General features: G+C 68.8%; 14 protein-coding genes and 1 riboswitch. Of the genes, 7 read left to right on the top strand and 7 right to left on the bottom strand.

Annotation, left to right across the window (positions count from 1 at the left end; translation table 11 throughout):
- Positions 1 to 15: 15 nt before the first annotated feature.
- Entirely contained in the window at positions 16 to 1,122 is a 1,107-nt protein-coding gene (locus ACIBJH_RS36695; RefSeq protein WP_399121277.1) for a hypothetical protein, read from the bottom strand.
- Positions 1,123 to 1,325: 203 nt separating this feature from the next.
- Between ACIBJH_RS36695 and ACIBJH_RS36690 the strand changes: the two genes are divergently transcribed.
- Entirely contained in the window at positions 1,326 to 2,585 is a 1,260-nt protein-coding gene (locus ACIBJH_RS36690; protein WP_399121276.1) for a serine hydrolase domain-containing protein, read from the top strand.
- 38 nt (positions 2,586 to 2,623) lie between these two features.
- On the opposite strand, the gene thiC is transcribed toward ACIBJH_RS36690, so the two are convergent.
- The gene (gene thiC, locus ACIBJH_RS36685; protein WP_399121275.1) at positions 2,624 to 4,462 is read right to left on the bottom strand and encodes a phosphomethylpyrimidine synthase ThiC; all 1,839 of its coding nucleotides are present in this window, start codon (positions 4,460 to 4,462) and stop codon (positions 2,624 to 2,626) included.
- A riboswitch (TPP riboswitch) is annotated at positions 4,455 to 4,644 on the bottom strand. It overlaps the preceding gene by 8 nt.
- 71 nt (positions 4,645 to 4,715) lie before the next feature.
- Between thiC and ACIBJH_RS36680 the strand changes: the two genes are divergently transcribed.
- Entirely contained in the window at positions 4,716 to 6,218 is a 1,503-nt protein-coding gene (locus ACIBJH_RS36680; protein ID WP_399121274.1) for a YibE/F family protein, read from the top strand.
- A 219-nt stretch (positions 6,219 to 6,437) separates the two neighbouring features.
- Here ACIBJH_RS36680 and ACIBJH_RS36675 read toward each other — a convergent pair whose 3' ends face one another.
- The 4 genes from ACIBJH_RS36675 to ACIBJH_RS36660 form a co-directional block, all read right to left on the bottom strand.
- Positions 6,438 to 6,875, bottom strand: coding sequence for an SsgA family sporulation/cell division regulator (locus ACIBJH_RS36675; protein ID WP_399121273.1), 438 nt, complete (start codon positions 6,873 to 6,875; stop codon positions 6,438 to 6,440).
- A gap of 99 nt (positions 6,876 to 6,974) precedes the next feature.
- Complete coding sequence (locus ACIBJH_RS36670) at positions 6,975 to 7,877, bottom strand: IclR family transcriptional regulator C-terminal domain-containing protein (protein WP_399121272.1); 903 nt, start codon at positions 7,875 to 7,877, stop codon at positions 6,975 to 6,977.
- A gap of 198 nt (positions 7,878 to 8,075) precedes the next feature.
- Positions 8,076 to 8,288: a DUF5326 family protein gene (locus ACIBJH_RS36665; RefSeq protein WP_093627959.1), complete on the bottom strand. Its 213-nt coding sequence runs from the start codon at positions 8,286 to 8,288 to the stop codon at positions 8,076 to 8,078.
- A gap of 199 nt (positions 8,289 to 8,487) precedes the next feature.
- Positions 8,488 to 8,805, bottom strand: a complete 318-nt coding sequence (locus tag ACIBJH_RS36660; RefSeq protein WP_019073397.1) for a cupin domain-containing protein — start codon at positions 8,803 to 8,805, stop codon at positions 8,488 to 8,490.
- 48 nt (positions 8,806 to 8,853) lie between these two features.
- Here ACIBJH_RS36660 and ACIBJH_RS36655 point away from each other — a divergent pair, with 48 nt between their 5' ends.
- The 5 genes from ACIBJH_RS36655 to ACIBJH_RS36635 all read left to right on the top strand — a co-directional run bounded on the left by ACIBJH_RS36655 (position 8,854) and on the right by ACIBJH_RS36635 (position 12,647).
- On the top strand, positions 8,854 to 9,231 hold the full coding sequence (locus ACIBJH_RS36655; protein ID WP_399121271.1) for a phage holin family protein: 378 nt from the start codon (positions 8,854 to 8,856) through the stop codon (positions 9,229 to 9,231).
- A gap of 7 nt (positions 9,232 to 9,238) precedes the next feature.
- Positions 9,239 to 9,730, top strand: a complete 492-nt coding sequence (locus tag ACIBJH_RS36650) for a low molecular weight protein-tyrosine-phosphatase (RefSeq protein WP_399121270.1) — start codon at positions 9,239 to 9,241, stop codon at positions 9,728 to 9,730.
- Entirely contained in the window at positions 9,727 to 10,884 is a 1,158-nt protein-coding gene (locus ACIBJH_RS36645) for a cystathionine gamma-lyase (protein ID WP_399121269.1), read from the top strand. The genes ACIBJH_RS36650 and ACIBJH_RS36645 overlap by 4 nt, the downstream gene beginning before the upstream one ends.
- Before the next feature lie 227 nt (positions 10,885 to 11,111).
- The gene (locus tag ACIBJH_RS36640) at positions 11,112 to 12,053 is read left to right on the top strand and encodes a LysR family transcriptional regulator (RefSeq protein WP_399121268.1); all 942 of its coding nucleotides are present in this window, start codon (positions 11,112 to 11,114) and stop codon (positions 12,051 to 12,053) included.
- 111 nt (positions 12,054 to 12,164) lie between these two features.
- On the top strand, positions 12,165 to 12,647 hold the full coding sequence (locus ACIBJH_RS36635; RefSeq protein ID WP_093627954.1) for an NUDIX domain-containing protein: 483 nt from the start codon (positions 12,165 to 12,167) through the stop codon (positions 12,645 to 12,647).
- Positions 12,648 to 12,663: 16 nt separating this feature from the next.
- On the opposite strand, the gene ACIBJH_RS36630 is transcribed toward ACIBJH_RS36635, so the two are convergent.
- Positions 12,664 to 14,361 carry a globin domain-containing protein gene (locus ACIBJH_RS36630; RefSeq protein ID WP_399121267.1) on the bottom strand — a complete coding sequence of 566 codons (1,698 nt, stop codon included), beginning with the start codon at positions 14,359 to 14,361 and terminating at the stop codon, positions 12,664 to 12,666.
- Positions 14,362 to 14,479 lie beyond the last annotated feature (118 nt).

The raw sequence follows: 14,479 nt of genomic DNA, 5'->3' as shown, positions 1-14,479 counted from the left end.
CTGATTTCACCGAGTTCACTGAATTCGGCGAACTATCTGCGCCGCGGCCCTTTCCACCGGGGCACGGCTGTGGACATGCACCAGTGCGAGATGAAAGAGCGCCGGCGCGAGAGGGGCCCACCGGTGAACGCGATCGTCGCGAAGTACGTATTTGATCACCGCCGAAGGGCGGAAGGGAACGAAATCAATGGTCTGGTGTTCCCATCTGTCCGCGACCCCTCTGCTCATACGCGCCTGCATATCGGCCCAACTCACTTCCTTGAGCCGGGCGTAGAAGTGAGCACTCCAATGACGCTTCTCGATGTCCAGCACGAATGCGAGCATGTCGAGTGAGTACTCGTGCGGTTCTATGGCCAGTTCCTCGCGCATACCGCGCCGCGCGACCGCATACAGATCCGGGGCGTTCCTACCTGACGAGTCGATGTACCGTGACATGCCCTCATTGAGGGACGAGTTCCACACGCCTGGGGCCATACGCACCCGGTCACTGCGCCGGCTGACGATCAGCATGTCGTCGGCCGTCACCACCGCGATGTTCACCGCGAGACTGCATTGCAGAAAAGCGGGTGCCGACAGCGGGTCCTCGGGATCGAGATAGCGCGAACGAGGGGTGGTCCCGTCGGACAGGCGACGATCCAATTGCTGGGCCGCAAGAAAAGTGTAGTAGTCCGTCGGACGCAGACGAAGGTGGATTTCCGGCTGTTCGTCGAGCGCGGTCCGGGATATTCCTACCGTCTCGACCGCGTATCGCGGCCCGTTCCACAACGGTGTTCGGCCCTCTGCCTGCAGTCGCGCGCTTTCTTCCTCTATCTCGGCCCGCCAGCCCGCCATGTCCGGGGGCAGCTCGATTTCCTGGTCCAATACCTGGATGTAGACGGCCTGCGCCGGTATGGACGATTCCCCGTCGCCCTCGACGATCAGGGCAGAGGTGTGCAGCGGACCGAGGGAGAACGTCCGCCACACCGGACTCGACTCCTCCTGCCGACGCAGCCCGCGTACCGCGCTCTTCGAGCGGGCGCGCAGCCTGTACCAGCTGTTCTGCAGCGGATCCTGGAACAGCACCGCGACCAGCATGCCCAGCACGGCGCCGACAACCCCGTTGCCCAGATCGATCCCACCCATGCCAGGCAGGGTAGAGACCTTGATCGCGGCACGCGTGATCTTCTCTCTTCCGTTACGACGTCCAGCGGGTTTCGCCGCGCTGGACTCGTACGGGGGTTACCCGGACCCCGGATTCGGCGGGCAGCCCCATCCTCCCCCGCGACTTGACCGGGTTGGCTGGTGATCGTCACCGATCAGCACCAGGAGCAACGGGGGATTCGAACATGCAGACACCGTCGTCGAGGAAGACCGGCGCCGCCGTACTGGCAGCGGCGTTGCTCGCACTGGCCTCACCCATGGCCGCGACCGCGACCACCGGACAGCCGGCGGCGAACCACCCCTCCCACTCGTACGACGAGGCCATGCTCCAGCGTGACCTGGCCGCCGTACGGCTGGCCGGAGGCGGCGACGTGAACGTGCTGGCCAGGGTCGACGGACCCCACGGCGCACCGCTCATGGCCCGCATCGGTACCCGCACGGCCGGCTCCACGGCACCGATCCCCTGGAACGCGCACTTCCGCGTGGCGAGCACGACGAAGACGTTCGTGGCGACCGTCGTCCTCCAACTCGTGGCGGAGAAACGGCTGTCACTCGACGACACCGTCGAACACTGGCTGCCGGGAGTCGTCACGGGCAACGGCAACGACGGCACCCGCATCACCGTCCGCGACCTGCTCCGCCAGACCAGCGGCCTCTACGACTACGTCGACGACCCGGAGATCCAGGACCGCCTGTTCAACCACTTCGACGAGGTCCGCTACGACACCACCCCGGCGGCCGACATGGTCGCGGTCGCGATGAAGCACCACCCGCTCTTCGTCCCGCAGCCCGGGCAGCCCGGCGGGGCCACCCGATGGGCGTACTCCAACACCAACTACCTGCTGGCCGGGATGATCGCCGAGAAGGCCGGTGGCGCGAGCTGGCAGGACCTGGTCACCCACCGGATCATCGCGAAGCTCGGACTGCGCAACACCTCCATCCCCGGGCTCGACCCGTTCCTGCCCGACCCGCACGTGAACGCATACCTGACGACCGCCGACGGCAAGCGTCTCGACGTCACCGATCACAGCCTCCAGCACACCGCGGACTCCGGTGTGGTGAGCACCACGGCCGACCTGAACACCTTCTTCCGCGCGCTGGCCGACGGCCGGCTGCTACCCGCCGCGCAGTGGCGCGAGATGCGGCAGACCGTGCGGCGGACCGACGACCCGGAGGACGTGGCCGAGATGCCCGAGGGCACCTACGGCCTCGGCCTGCGCAAAATCCCGCTCTCCTGCGGCGGTTTCTACTACACCCACGAGGGCGACGGAGTCGGCGTCAACACCCGCCCCGCGGTGAGCGCCGACGGCCGACGCGCGGTGACCGTCTCCATCACGACCACCACCGCACCCCCGGACCTCACCGCCCTCAACCGCGCGACAGGCACCCTGGTCGACCACGCCCTGTGCGACAACACATCGACCAAGGGCTCGCCGAAGAGCTAGACACCGTGCTGGACCGTGTCCGACCCGGCCGGTCGTCGTCAGTCGGCGATCGGCAGATACACCCGGTTGCCCGCCGCCGCGAACTCCTTCGACTTCCGCGCCATACCCTCCTCGACCTCCGCCTGGGTGCCGCCGTGTTCACGGCGGATGTCCTGGGAGATCTTCATCGAGCAGAACTTCGGCCCGCACATCGAGCAGAAGTGAGCCGTCTTGGCCGGCTCCGCGGGGAGTGTCTCGTCGTGGAACTCCCGTGCGGTGACCGGGTCGAGGGCCAGGTTGAACTGGTCCTCCCAGCGGAACTCGAAGCGGGCGTCGGACAGCGCGTCGTCCCACTCCTGTGCACCTGGGTGCCCCTTGGCGAGGTCGGCTGCGTGGGCGGCGATCTTGTAGGTGATGACGCCGGTCTTGACGTCGTCACGATTGGGCAGGCCCAAGTGCTCCTTGGGCGTGACATAGCAGAGCATGGCCGTGCCCCACCAGGCGATCATCGCGGCACCGATGCCGGAAGTGATGTGGTCGTACGCAGGCGCGACGTCCGTCGTCAGCGGGCCGAGCGTATAGAACGGAGCTTCATCACAGATCTCCTGCTGAAGGTCGATGTTCTCCTTGATCTTGTGCATCGGGACATGCCCCGGGCCCTCGATCATGGTCTGTACGTTGAAACGCTTCGCGATCGTGTTGAGTTCCCCGAGCGTCCTCAACTCGGCGAACTGCGCCTCGTCGTTGGCGTCCGCGATCGACCCGGGCCGAAGGCCGTCGCCCAGCGAGTACGTGACGTCGTAGGCGGCGAGGATCTCGCACAGCTCCTCGAAGTTCTCGTAGAGGAACGATTCCTTGTGGTGGGCCAGGCACCAGGCCGCCATGATCGAGCCGCCGCGCGAGACGATGCCGGTCTTGCGGTTCGCCGTGAGCGGTACGAACGGCAGCCGTACGCCCGCGTGAACGGTCATGTAGTCCACGCCCTGTTCGGCCTGTTCGAGGACCGTGTCCTTGTAGATCTCCCAGGTCAGCTCCTCGGCGCGGCCGTCGACCTTTTCGAGCGCCTGGTAGAGCGGCACCGTGCCGATGGGGACGGGGGAGTTGCGCAGCACCCACTCGCGGGTGGTGTGGATGTTGCGGCCGGTGGACAGGTCCATGACCGTGTCGGCGCCCCAGCGGGTCGCCCAGGTCATCTTCTCGACCTCCTCCTCGATGGAGGAAGTGACCGCGGAATTTCCGATGTTGGCGTTGACCTTCACCAGGAACCGCTTGCCGATGATCATCGGCTCGATCTCGGGGTGGTTGACGTTGGCCGGCAGCACCGCCCGCCCGGCCGCGATCTCCTCCCGGACCACCACGGGCGACACCTTCTCCCGTACGGCCACGAACTCCATCTCGGGCGTGATCTCGCCCCGTCGCGCGTAGGCGAGTTGAGTCACCGCCGTGCCCTCGCGTCCTCGGCGTGGCTGCCGCGGGCGGCCTGGGAACACCGCGTCGAGGTTGCGCAGTCCACCGCGCGGTGAGGTGTGCTTGATTCCGTCGTCCTCGGGACGGAGGGGACGGCCCGCGTACTCCTCGGTGTCGCCCCGGGCGATGATCCAGTTCTCCCGCAGCGGCGCCAGCCCCCTGCGGACGTCGGTGTCGACGAGCGGATCGGTGTACGGGCCGGAGGTGTCGTACAGCGTCACGGACTGTCCGTTGGTGAGGTGCACCTGACGGACCGGCACCCGCAGATCGGGCCGCGAGCCCTCGACGTACCCCTTGTGCCAGCCGGCGGACTTCCCGGCCGCAGGGGACTCCTCGGCCCCCGTCGGCTGCTCGGCCCGCGCGAACTCCTCGCCCGGAATGGGCTGTTCGTCCTGGCTGAAGGCAGACGTGTGTGCGTCCTTGTTGGTCATGAGACCTACTCCCTACGCCGGCATTACCCGGTAACAGGTTCGGCGGTCGACGCAGCGGCTTCCGTCAGCCGATGTTTCATGTGAAACATCACTCGATACAGGTGACGTTTCCCGTGAAACATCGCAGAGACGGAGGTCAGCGCCCTCTCAGCCCGGTGCTCCGAGCTCCCGCGTGTGCAAAGGTGGCTCCACGCTAGCGTCATATGTGGCGCGGTGAACAGTGGGCCTCCGGCGTTCTTGCGATGATCGGGCGGTGACCACGACGCAGCAGCCCCCGTACCCGCCGACCGGGCCGCCGCATGGCCATGACCACGGCCACGGTTCCGATGGCGACCACGGTTCCGGGTCCGGGGACGACCACAGCTCCGGTGGGGACGGCGGGCACGGTTCCGGCGCGGGAGGTGGGCACGGCCACTCGCACAGCCACGGTCCCGCCGCCCCCGTCTCCCGACACCTCCGGAAGGTCATCGCGGCGATCCTGATCCCGTTCACGGTGGCGGTGGTGGTCGGCATGGTGGTGCTGTGGCCGGGCGGCGCCCCGTCCCACAAGCGCACCGGCGTCGGCTTCGACCGGCAGACGCAGCAGGCGACGGTCACCAAGGTCGTCAGCGTGAGCTGCGCCTCCGTGAACGCCTCGGGCGGGGGCGCGACGGGCGACACCTCCACGGCCGAGGGCTCCTCGGCGCAGCAGGAGGCGGGCGGCACCTGCAAGAAGGCCACGGTCACGGTCAGCACGGGCAAGGACAAGGGCCGTACGTTCACGGAGATCGTGCAGCCCGACCAGTCGCGGCAGTTGCACGAGGGCGAGAAGGTCGTGGTCGCCTACGAGCCCTCCGCGCCCCGGGATCTGCAGTACTCGGTCACCGACGTGAACCGTAAGTTCCCGATGGCGCTGCTCGCCGGGATCTTCGCCCTGGCCGTCGTGGTGGTGGGCAGGCTGCGTGGCGTCATGGCACTGGTCGCGCTGGCCATCAGCTTCATGATCCTCAACTTCTTCATCCTGCCCGCGATCCTGCACGGCTCGAACCCGCTGATCGTGGCGGTGGTCGGATCGAGTGCCATCATGCTGATCGCCCTCTACATGTGCCACGGGCTGTCGGCCCGTACGTCCGTGGCGGTGCTCGGCACGCTGATGTCGCTGGTGCTGATCGGCGTCCTGGGTTCGGGGTTCATCGACTGGGCCGCGCTGACCGGCAACACGGACGACAACACGGGCCTGATCCACGGGCTGTACCCGTCGATCGACATGAGTGGTCTGCTGCTCGCCGGCGTCATCATCGGTTCGCTCGGTGTGCTCGACGATGTGACGGTCACGCAGACGTCGGCGGTCTGGGAGCTGCACGAGGCCAACCCGGCGATGGGCTGGCGCGGGCTGTACCGCGCCGGTATCCGGATCGGCCGCGACCACATCGCGTCCGTCGTCAACACGCTCGTCCTCGCCTACGCGGGCGCCGCCCTGCCGCTGCTGCTGCTCTTCTCCATCGCGCAGAGCAGCGTGGGGTCGGTCGCCAACAGCGAGTTGGTCGCCGAGGAGATCGTGCGCACGCTGGTGGGCTCGATCGGCCTGGTCGCTTCGGTGCCGGTCACCACGGCGCTCGCGGCCCTGGTGGTCTCGGCGGACCGGTCCGGCAGCGACCCGGTTCCGGCGGGGGTTGCCGGGGCGGCCACAGCAGCGCCCGGCGCCGGGATCGCGACGGCGCCGGCCGGCAAGCCCACGCCGGCCCGCGGCGGGAAGGGCCGACGCCGCAAGCACTGAGGACGGCGGGAACCGCCGTGCAGGGCCCCGGAGAAGCGTTCCTGCAACCTTCAGGCCCGGCCGGGACTCCTCCGGCCTCCCCGGGCTCCTATCGGGCTCCTGGCCGCTTCCGAGCCCTCTCGACCCCGGCGGTCTTTCAGGGCTCCGCAGATGCCGCCTGCGATTTCGGGCCTGTTGGCGAAGCGTTACGCCAACTCCCCCCGCCACCATGGCAACGCTTCAACCGGTGCTCTGCTCCTCCGCCAGGATGCGGTCCAGTGCCTCGTCGAGGTGGGCGTCGAAATCCGCCAGCGCGCCTTCCTGACCGAGCGGAACCAGCCGGTCGGTGCGGTCCAGGAACGCCACGAGCGGGGCCGCGCCGGTGCGGAACAGCGCCTGGTCGCCGCCCACCTGAAGCCTGATCAGCACTTCGCCCAGCGTCTCGGGATCGACCGGCTCGATCCGGACATCACCGTCCCCGGACGCCCGGCCCACCCCATCGATCAGCAGCTCCCGGCCGAAAGCCCAGGTCACCGGGGCATCCCCCGGCAAATGGAAGGTCAGCCGTACGGCGTACGGATCGCATGTCTCGTAGCCCAGTTCGACCGGGATACGGAAGGAGAGCTCCTCGGAGACGAGGAAGCTCATCATGACCTCTGCCTGTACGGACTCGCGCATCGCCTATCCCGTCAATTGCCGCCGACTGGCTGGGAATGATCCCCGTGACACTGAAGGAATATTGCTGAACGTACACAACAGATCACAAGGAGTAATTTTTCAGATACTGATAGAGAGCGCGAGCGACCCCAGCAGCCTGCCGACCTCGGTCTGCAACTCCCGGGCAGCGGCCGCCAGACGGTCGGCCTGATGCGAAGGGAGAGAAATGGCCATCGTGGCGGCCGTACTGCCGAGCGTGATCGGAATCGCCGCGCAGACGGTCCCCAGCGCGTACTCCTGACGCTCCACCACCAGCTCCATCCGCCGCATCCGCTCCAGGCGCCGCAGCAGGGCGTGACCGTCCCGCACGGTGTACGGCGTGAGTGACTGCGCGGGGTAGCGGTCGAGGTGGTCGCGCCGGGCGCCCTCGTCCAACTGCGCCAGCAGACACTGGCCGATGGCGTGCGCGTGCCCCGTCTCACGGAAGTCGGCCCACTCCTCGACCGCCGGGTTGCCGGGGCTGTCGGAGACGCACATGACCTCGATCTCACCGTCGCGGTACATCGCGTAGTAGACCGGCACACCGATCGCATCCCGCCAGGCCGCAAGCGCGTCCACGAGCGTGCTGCGACGTTTCTCCTGCGCCCCGCTGGTGCTCAGCCTCTCGGCAGCCTCACCGAGGAAGAACAGCCCTTTGTCGCGCCGGAGATAGCCCTCGTGCACGAGGGTGCGCAGCAGGTGGTACGCCGTGGGAAGCGCGAGACCGGTCTCGCGGGCCAACTGCTTCGCGGGCGCGCCGTGTTCGTGCGCGGCGACGGACTCCAGCAGCCGCATCGCCCGCTGCACGGAGCCGATGAGGGTGGCGGCGGGCTGGGGCTCGGGGGCTGTCGCGGTGCGCTGCCGCGGCGGGGCCGCCACGGGGCGCAGCTGGGCGGGGATCGCCACCGAACTCGGCCAGGTCGGCGGGCCGGGCTGGGTGGGAGGTGCGTGCGGTTCTACGGGTGCGGTGTCAACCGTGGCCAAGGGTCACTTCCGGAGCGCGAGGGGGCAGCCCGTGCGGGGAACACGGGGAGGGGGTGCGCCGCCCGCGGGGTTCGTCCCCGCGTCGAATTCCGGACTGTAACCGCCCGCCACCGCCCGCGGACGGCCTGTCCGGAAAACTTCCCCCGCCCGAGGGAACCGGTGATTCCTGTTACCGATCACCGGTTGCCCGACAGGGCCTCACCAGTCGCTGCGTGAGGAGGAACCCGCCGTGAACTTCCGTACGACGTAGATCAGTCCGCCGACCAGCGCCACGAAGACCAGCGCCTTGAAGAGCAGTCCGATGACAAAGCCCACGACGGTCGCTATCAGCCCGCCGAACACGACCAGCGCGATGACCGGCACCGCGACCCACTTCACCCACCACGGCAGTCCGCCGAAGATCTCTCGCATCGCCCTCGTCCTTTACCTCTCCGCCCGTCGCTCGTACCGGGTCCTGTCGGTGTCCGGCACCGCTGTGCCGGACCTCTGATGTCCTGCACTCGATGCTAGGGCGGCCGAAGGCAGAACGGGGGCCTCGCATCCCTTGTCCTCCCCTGACCGTTCCCCTAGGGAACCCTGAGACGCGGGGTCAGGCTTCAGGGGGAGAGAGTCAGGCCTCCGGCGGCGAGAACACCACCAGCACCCGCAGGTCCTCGCTGATGTGGTGGAACTTGTGGGCCACCCCGGCCGGCACATAGACCACGCTGCCGCGCGCCACCTGGGTGGTCTCCATGCCGACGGTGATCGCGGCACGGCCGCTCACGACGAAGTACACCTCGTCCTGGTTGTGCGGCTGCTGCCGGTCGTGGTCGCCCGCGTCGAGCGCGTAGAGGCCGACCGACATGTTCTTCTCGCGCAGGAACTGCAGGTATGCGCCGTCGTTGGCGGCACGCTCCGCCTCCAGTTCATCCAACCGGAATGCCTTCATCGCCCTCGTCCACGCTCGGATTCGATCTCTTCTGTCACGATCAGACACATGAAGAATTTCCTAGTCAAGACGATCGCCAACGCGGGTGCCCTGGCGGTCGCCGTATGGCTCATCGACAAGATCACCCTGACCGGCGACAGCACCTTCAAGAAGGTCTGGACCCTGCTCCTCGTCGCCGTGGTCTTCGGCCTGGTCAACTTCCTCGTGAAGCCGATCGTCAAGTTGCTGACCTTCCCGCTGTTCATCCTGACGCTCGGTCTGATCACCCTGGTGGTCAACGCGCTGATGCTGCTGCTCACCTCGTGGCTGGCCGACAAGCTCGACCTGAGTTTCCACGTGGACGGTTTCTGGACCGCCGTCCTGGGCGGCCTGATCATCTCGGTCGTCTCCTGGGCGCTCAACCTCGCCCTCCCCGACGGGGACTGAGCGCGCGATGACCTACCGCGTCAGCTTCGTCTGCACCGGCAACATCTGCCGCTCCCCGATGGCCGCATCGGTCTTCCGCGCGCGGGTGGAGGAGGCCGGGCTCGGCGATCGGGTCGAGGTCGAGAGCGCGGGCACCGGCGGCTGGCACGAGGGCGACGGCGCCGACCCGCGCGCCGTCGCCGTCCTGGCGGAGCACGGCTACGGGACCGACCATGTCGCACGCCAGTTCCAGGCCTCCTGGTTCTCCCGCCTCGACCTCGTCATCGCCCTCGACGGCGGCCATCGCAAGGCCCTGCGCCGCCTCGCCCCGACCGAGCAGGACGCCCAGAAGGTCCGTCTCCTGCGCTCCTACGACCCCGCCGTCGGCGACGACCTGGACGTACCGGATCCGTACTACGGGGGCCTGGACGGCTTCGAGGAATGTCTTGAGATGGTGGAGGCGGCGAGCGAGGGCCTGCTCGCCGCGGTACGCGAGGAAGTGGAGGGACGAGCGATATGAGTGATTCCGCCGCAGACGGAGGTGTCGGAGGCGGTGCCGGGGACGGCACGCTCGCGGTGCGGGCCGGTCTGCCCGAGCCCGTCAGACACGAACCGACCCTGCCCGGGCCGGTGTTCGCCGGGCACTTCCACCTCCCGGGCGAGGTGACGGGCCCGTACAAGTACGGCCGTGACGAGAACCCGACCTGGACCCACCTGGAGCGCGCCATCGGCGAGCTGGAGGCACCCAGGCGGAGCGATGTCGAGACGCTCGTGTTCGCCTCCGGCATGGCCGCCATCTCGTCGGTGCTCTTCTCCCAGCTGCGCGCCGGCGACACGGTCGTACTGCCGAACGACGGCTACCAGGTACTGCCCCTGGTGCGCGCCCAGTTGGAGGCTTACGGCATCGAGGTGCGCACCGCGCCGACCGGCGGGGACGCCCAGCTCGACCTTCTCGACGGCGCGAAACTGCTGTGGATCGAGACCCCCTCGAACCCCGGTCTCGACGTGTGCGACATCCGTCGGCTCGTCGAGGCGGCACACGCGCGTGGCGCCCTGGTGGCCGTCGACAACACCCTCGCCACGCCCCTGGGACAGCGCCCGCTGGAACTCGGCGCCGACTTCGCCGTGGCGAGCGGCACCAAGCAGCTCACCGGGCACGGGGACCTCCTTCTGGGATACGTCGCCGGAACCGACGCCTCCGCGATGACGGCCGTACGCCGTTGGCGCAAGGTCGTCGGCGCGATCCCCGGGCCCATGGAGGCCTGGCTCGCGCACCGCTCCATCTCCACGCTCCAGCTGCGCGTGGACCGGCAGGACGCCACCGCGCTGATCCTCGCCGAGGCCCTGCGGGAGCGGGACGACATCACGGGGCTGCGTTATCCGGGGCTGCCCGACGATCCCTCGCACAAGGTCGCCTCGCGGCAGATGCGGCGCTACGGGTGTGTGGTTTCGTTCACGTTGCCCACGCGCGCGCGTGCCGAGCGTTTTCTCGACGCGCTGCGGCTCGTGGACGACGCGACGAGCTTCGGCGGGGTGCGGTCCACCGCCGAACGCCGGGGGCGCTGGGGCGGGGACGCGGTACCGGAGGGCTTCGTTCGCTTCTCGGTGGGTGCCGAGGATCCCGAGGACCTGGTGGCCGATGTGCTGCGTGCGCTGGACGAGTCGGCGCGGTGACCGCTTTACGCACCGCCGGTCGGTGTCCGGCTACGCACAACGGACGGTCCGAGCCTCCCCCCTCGTGGCTCGGACCGTCCTCGGTTCTGCGCGCGAAGAACCGCGCGCACAAGGCTAGTTGACTCTGTGTCAGTGTCCAATCACAGTAGCGACAGCGGCCTATCGACTTATTTATAGTTGGGCCCTGCCCGGGGCCGGAGAAAGGGCGGGAAAGGAGAGTGCGTGCCATGGATCTGGCCTTGCTGCGCACCTTCGTGACCGTGCATCGAGCCGGCTCCTTCACCCGCGCCGCAGCCCTGCTCGGTCTCTCGCAGCCCGCGGTGACGTCCCAGATCCGCACCCTGGAACGGCAGTTGGGCCGCCCCTTGTTCCTGCGTCAGGCCCGTGGAGTCACCCCCACGACCATGGGCGACGAACTCGCGCACAAGGCCGCGCCGCATCTCGACGCCCTCGTGGAGATAGCCGAGACCGGCCCCGACAACGACTCCTCCCTGCGCACCCTGCATCTCGCCGGGCCCCCCGAGTTCACCGCCGAGCGGGCGCTGCCCGCGCTCACGGAGCTGACCGGCGACGACGGCCAGTCCTTCGCGCTGCGCGCGTCCTTCGGGAACGCCGAGGAAACTCTGGAGGGGCTGGCCGCCGGACATCATGATCTGGCCATCAGCACGGCCCGTCCGCGGGGTGCCCTGCTCACGGCGACAACGCTCTGCGACGAGGAGCACGTCCTGGTCGCCGCTCCGCACCGGGCCGAACAGATCCGCTCCGGCTCCGGCTCCGGCTCCGGCTCCGGCTCCGGCTCCGGGAAACTCGACCGCATGGACGTGCCGGCCCTGGACGGCCTCCCCGTGGTCGAGGTGCACGAGTCGCTGCCTTTCGTCTCCCGGTACTGGGCGTCAGTCTTCGACTCCCGTCCGGCCGCCCCGGGCACCGTCATCGTGCCGGACCTGCGCGCGGTGCTCGCCTGCGTGACCGCGGGCGCCGGACTCGCGGTGCTGCCCCGCTATCTGTGCGCCCTCGCACTGGAACGCGGCGACGTCGTCCCGCTCCACGAACCGGCGGTACCACCCCTGCGGACGTATTTCCTGGTCGTCCGCACCGGAACTCTCGCGATGCCACACATCGCCCGGGCCCACGAGTGGCTGCACCGCGCGGCCACCGGATGGGGCTGACCAGGCACTTTCTCGTCGCTTCTCGTCAACGACGCCGAATGTCACGCTCTGAACCCCCAAGGTGACGTTTCGCGATGTTTCACGTGGAACCAGCCGGGCCACATTTCTCCCATGACCGTCCGACCCGTGGTCAAGCGCACCGCACGTGCCGTTCTCCTCGACGGCGACGACCTGATCCTGATCAAGCGCACCAAGCCCGGCGTGGATCCGTACTGGGTCACGCCCGGTGGCGGAGTCGAGCCCGAGGACACCACCGTCGTCGATGCCCTGCACCGTGAGGTGTACGAGGAGCTCGGCGCCAAGATCACTGACGTGGTTCCCTGCTTCGTGGACACCGTCGAGCACATCGGCGCGGACGCCACGGCGACCGGCGTGAAGGTCCAGCACTTCTTCGTCTGCCACCTGGAGTCCATGGACCCGGCGCTGCGCCACGGTCCCGAAGTGGACGCTCCCCTCGGCGAGTACGAGATCGTCAGAGTCCCGTTCACCCGGGTGGGCATCGCGTCCGTCCATCTCGTGCCCCTCTCCCTGCGGCACTATCTGGACGGCAACATCGAAGGGGTCCGCGCGATGCACGCCCCCGACCTCGGCTGACCACTCCGACGCCGGGTCAGTCCCCGGCGGCCACCAGTTCCTCGACCGCGTCGTGCCGTATGCGCTCCGCCGGGATACCGACGTCCTTCAGCGCGTCGACACCGCTGCGGATCATTCCGGGCGGGCCCGAGACATAGGCGTCGTACCCGCCCCACGGCCCGTGCGTCCGTATGGCGTCCGGGAGTTGGAGATGTGCCTGCTGGTCGACGACCGTCCGGACCGTGAGCCACGGATACGCCTGCTGGAGCCGGAGCATCGTGTCGATGTCATAGAGGTCGTGGTCGGTACGGGCCCCGTAGAACACCTCCACCGGCCGCCGTTCGCCGTGCTCGACCACGTCCTCGACCAGTGCCCTGATCGGCGCTATGCCGGTGCCACCGCCCAGACAGAGCAGCCCGCTGTCGGTGGTGTGGTCCACGGCCATCGAGCCGGCCGGCGGACCGAGCCGGATGACGTCACCGGGCCGGGAGCGGTGCACCAGCGCGTTCGAGACCCAGCCCGCCGGGACGGCCTTCACATGGAAGGTCAGCAGACCGTCCGAGCGGGGCGCCGAGGCGAAGGAGTAGTGCCGCCAGATCCGCGGCCACCAGGGCGTCTCCAGGCTCGTGTACTGCCCGGCGAGAAAGGGGTAGGGCTGGTCGGGGCGGACGGTGACGACCGCGATGTCCCGGGTCCTGAGATCGTGGGCGACGACCTCCGCGTTCCACCAGGCCGGGGCGCGCAGTTCGTCCGCGGCAGCCGCGTCGATCATGACCTGCGAGATCGTCGTGTACGCCCGGACCCAGGCCGCCTCCGTCTCGGCGTCCCAGACACCGGAGGCGTACTTGTTGAGCGCGCCGATGAGGCACTCACCGACGGCCGGGTAGTGCTCGGGCCGGGTGCCGTACTTACGGTGCCCACGGCCGAGGTTCTGCAGATACGCGACGAGGACCTCCGTGTTGTCGATGTGCTCGGCCGCGGTGAGCAGCGCCTTGAGCAACCGGTCCCGCTGGGTGTCCATCGCCGCCGGGAACAGCGAGCGCAGTTCGGGGTGGCGTACGAACAGCAGCGCGTAGAAGTACGAGGTGACCTTGTCGGCCACCGGGGCGACGTCGGCCATGGTCCGGCGAATGAGCACGGCGTCCGGGGACGCGTTCTCGGTGACGGTGCCGACGGACCGCCGGGCGGGCACATGCACGACGGCCGCCGAATCCGTCGCGGCGACCGACGGCACGGGTGCGGCCGACCACCGTGCGGGAGGCGGGGCCTGAGCGGGTGTGGAGGGTGACGGGGGTGCGGGAGGCGGGGTTTGAGCAGGGGTGAAGGGCGGCGGAGGTGCGGGAGCCGAGGCTTGAGCGGGAACGAAGGGCTGCGGAGGTCCGGCGGACGGAGGCTGGGCCGGGGTGAAGGGCTGGGAGACGGTCGCGGTCGGCGGTATTCGCTCCTGGCCGGGCGGGCCGCCCTGCTGCGAACCGTGGCCGTCCGGCTCCGGCGCGGCGCCGCCGGCGCTCTGCGCGGACCGTTCCGAACTCGCCGTGGGCGAAGGCTCGTTGACACCCGCCGCTGACCTGCGAACGGGCCGCATGACGGCCGGACGCCGTACCCCTGTCGTCTCCCGTTCTTCACCCGGAGGCACCTCCGGCTGCTTGCGTGGTGTGAACCAGCCGCCTCCGCTGCTGCCGCTTCCGCCGCCGGACGGGCCGTTGTCGGCCGACGTGGTGGTCGGAGCGTCCATGGTGTGCCTCGCCTCGAACATCTTTCGGTCGGTCGGCGTGCTTCCCCCATCGGAAGCTGCCTGCTTTCCGCGCGGACTGCTTGCTTTTCCCCGTTCGCTCAAGCTGCCAATACAGCCA

This window comes from Streptomyces sp. NPDC050548 (assembly GCF_044457385.1).
Lineage (GTDB): Bacteria > Actinomycetota > Actinomycetes > Streptomycetales > Streptomycetaceae > Streptomyces.
Note: the sequence above shows the minus strand (reverse complement) of the source record. Positions and strands in the feature narration are given on the sequence as shown.

Coding starts and splice junctions, on each gene's coding strand:
- ACIBJH_RS36695 (WP_399121277.1), bottom strand. CDS start 1,122: ATGGGTGGGATCGATCTGGGCAACGGGGTTGTCGGCGCCGTGCTGGGC.
- ACIBJH_RS36690 (WP_399121276.1), top strand. CDS start 1,326: ATGCAGACACCGTCGTCGAGGAAGACCGGCGCCGCCGTACTGGCAGCG.
- thiC (WP_399121275.1), bottom strand. CDS start 4,462: ATGACCAACAAGGACGCACACACGTCTGCCTTCAGCCAGGACGAACAG.
- ACIBJH_RS36675 (WP_399121273.1), bottom strand. CDS start 6,875: ATGCGCGAGTCCGTACAGGCAGAGGTCATGATGAGCTTCCTCGTCTCC.
- ACIBJH_RS36665 (WP_093627959.1), bottom strand. CDS start 8,288: ATGCGAGAGATCTTCGGCGGACTGCCGTGGTGGGTGAAGTGGGTCGCG.
- ACIBJH_RS36660 (WP_019073397.1), bottom strand. CDS start 8,805: ATGAAGGCATTCCGGTTGGATGAACTGGAGGCGGAGCGTGCCGCCAAC.
- ACIBJH_RS36655 (WP_399121271.1), top strand. CDS start 8,854: ATGAAGAATTTCCTAGTCAAGACGATCGCCAACGCGGGTGCCCTGGCG.
- ACIBJH_RS36650 (WP_399121270.1), top strand. CDS start 9,239: ATGACCTACCGCGTCAGCTTCGTCTGCACCGGCAACATCTGCCGCTCC.
- ACIBJH_RS36645 (WP_399121269.1), top strand. CDS start 9,727: ATGAGTGATTCCGCCGCAGACGGAGGTGTCGGAGGCGGTGCCGGGGAC.
- ACIBJH_RS36640 (WP_399121268.1), top strand. CDS start 11,112: ATGGATCTGGCCTTGCTGCGCACCTTCGTGACCGTGCATCGAGCCGGC.
- ACIBJH_RS36635 (WP_093627954.1), top strand. CDS start 12,165: ATGACCGTCCGACCCGTGGTCAAGCGCACCGCACGTGCCGTTCTCCTC.
- ACIBJH_RS36630 (WP_399121267.1), bottom strand. CDS start 14,361: ATGGACGCTCCGACCACCACGTCGGCCGACAACGGCCCGTCCGGCGGC.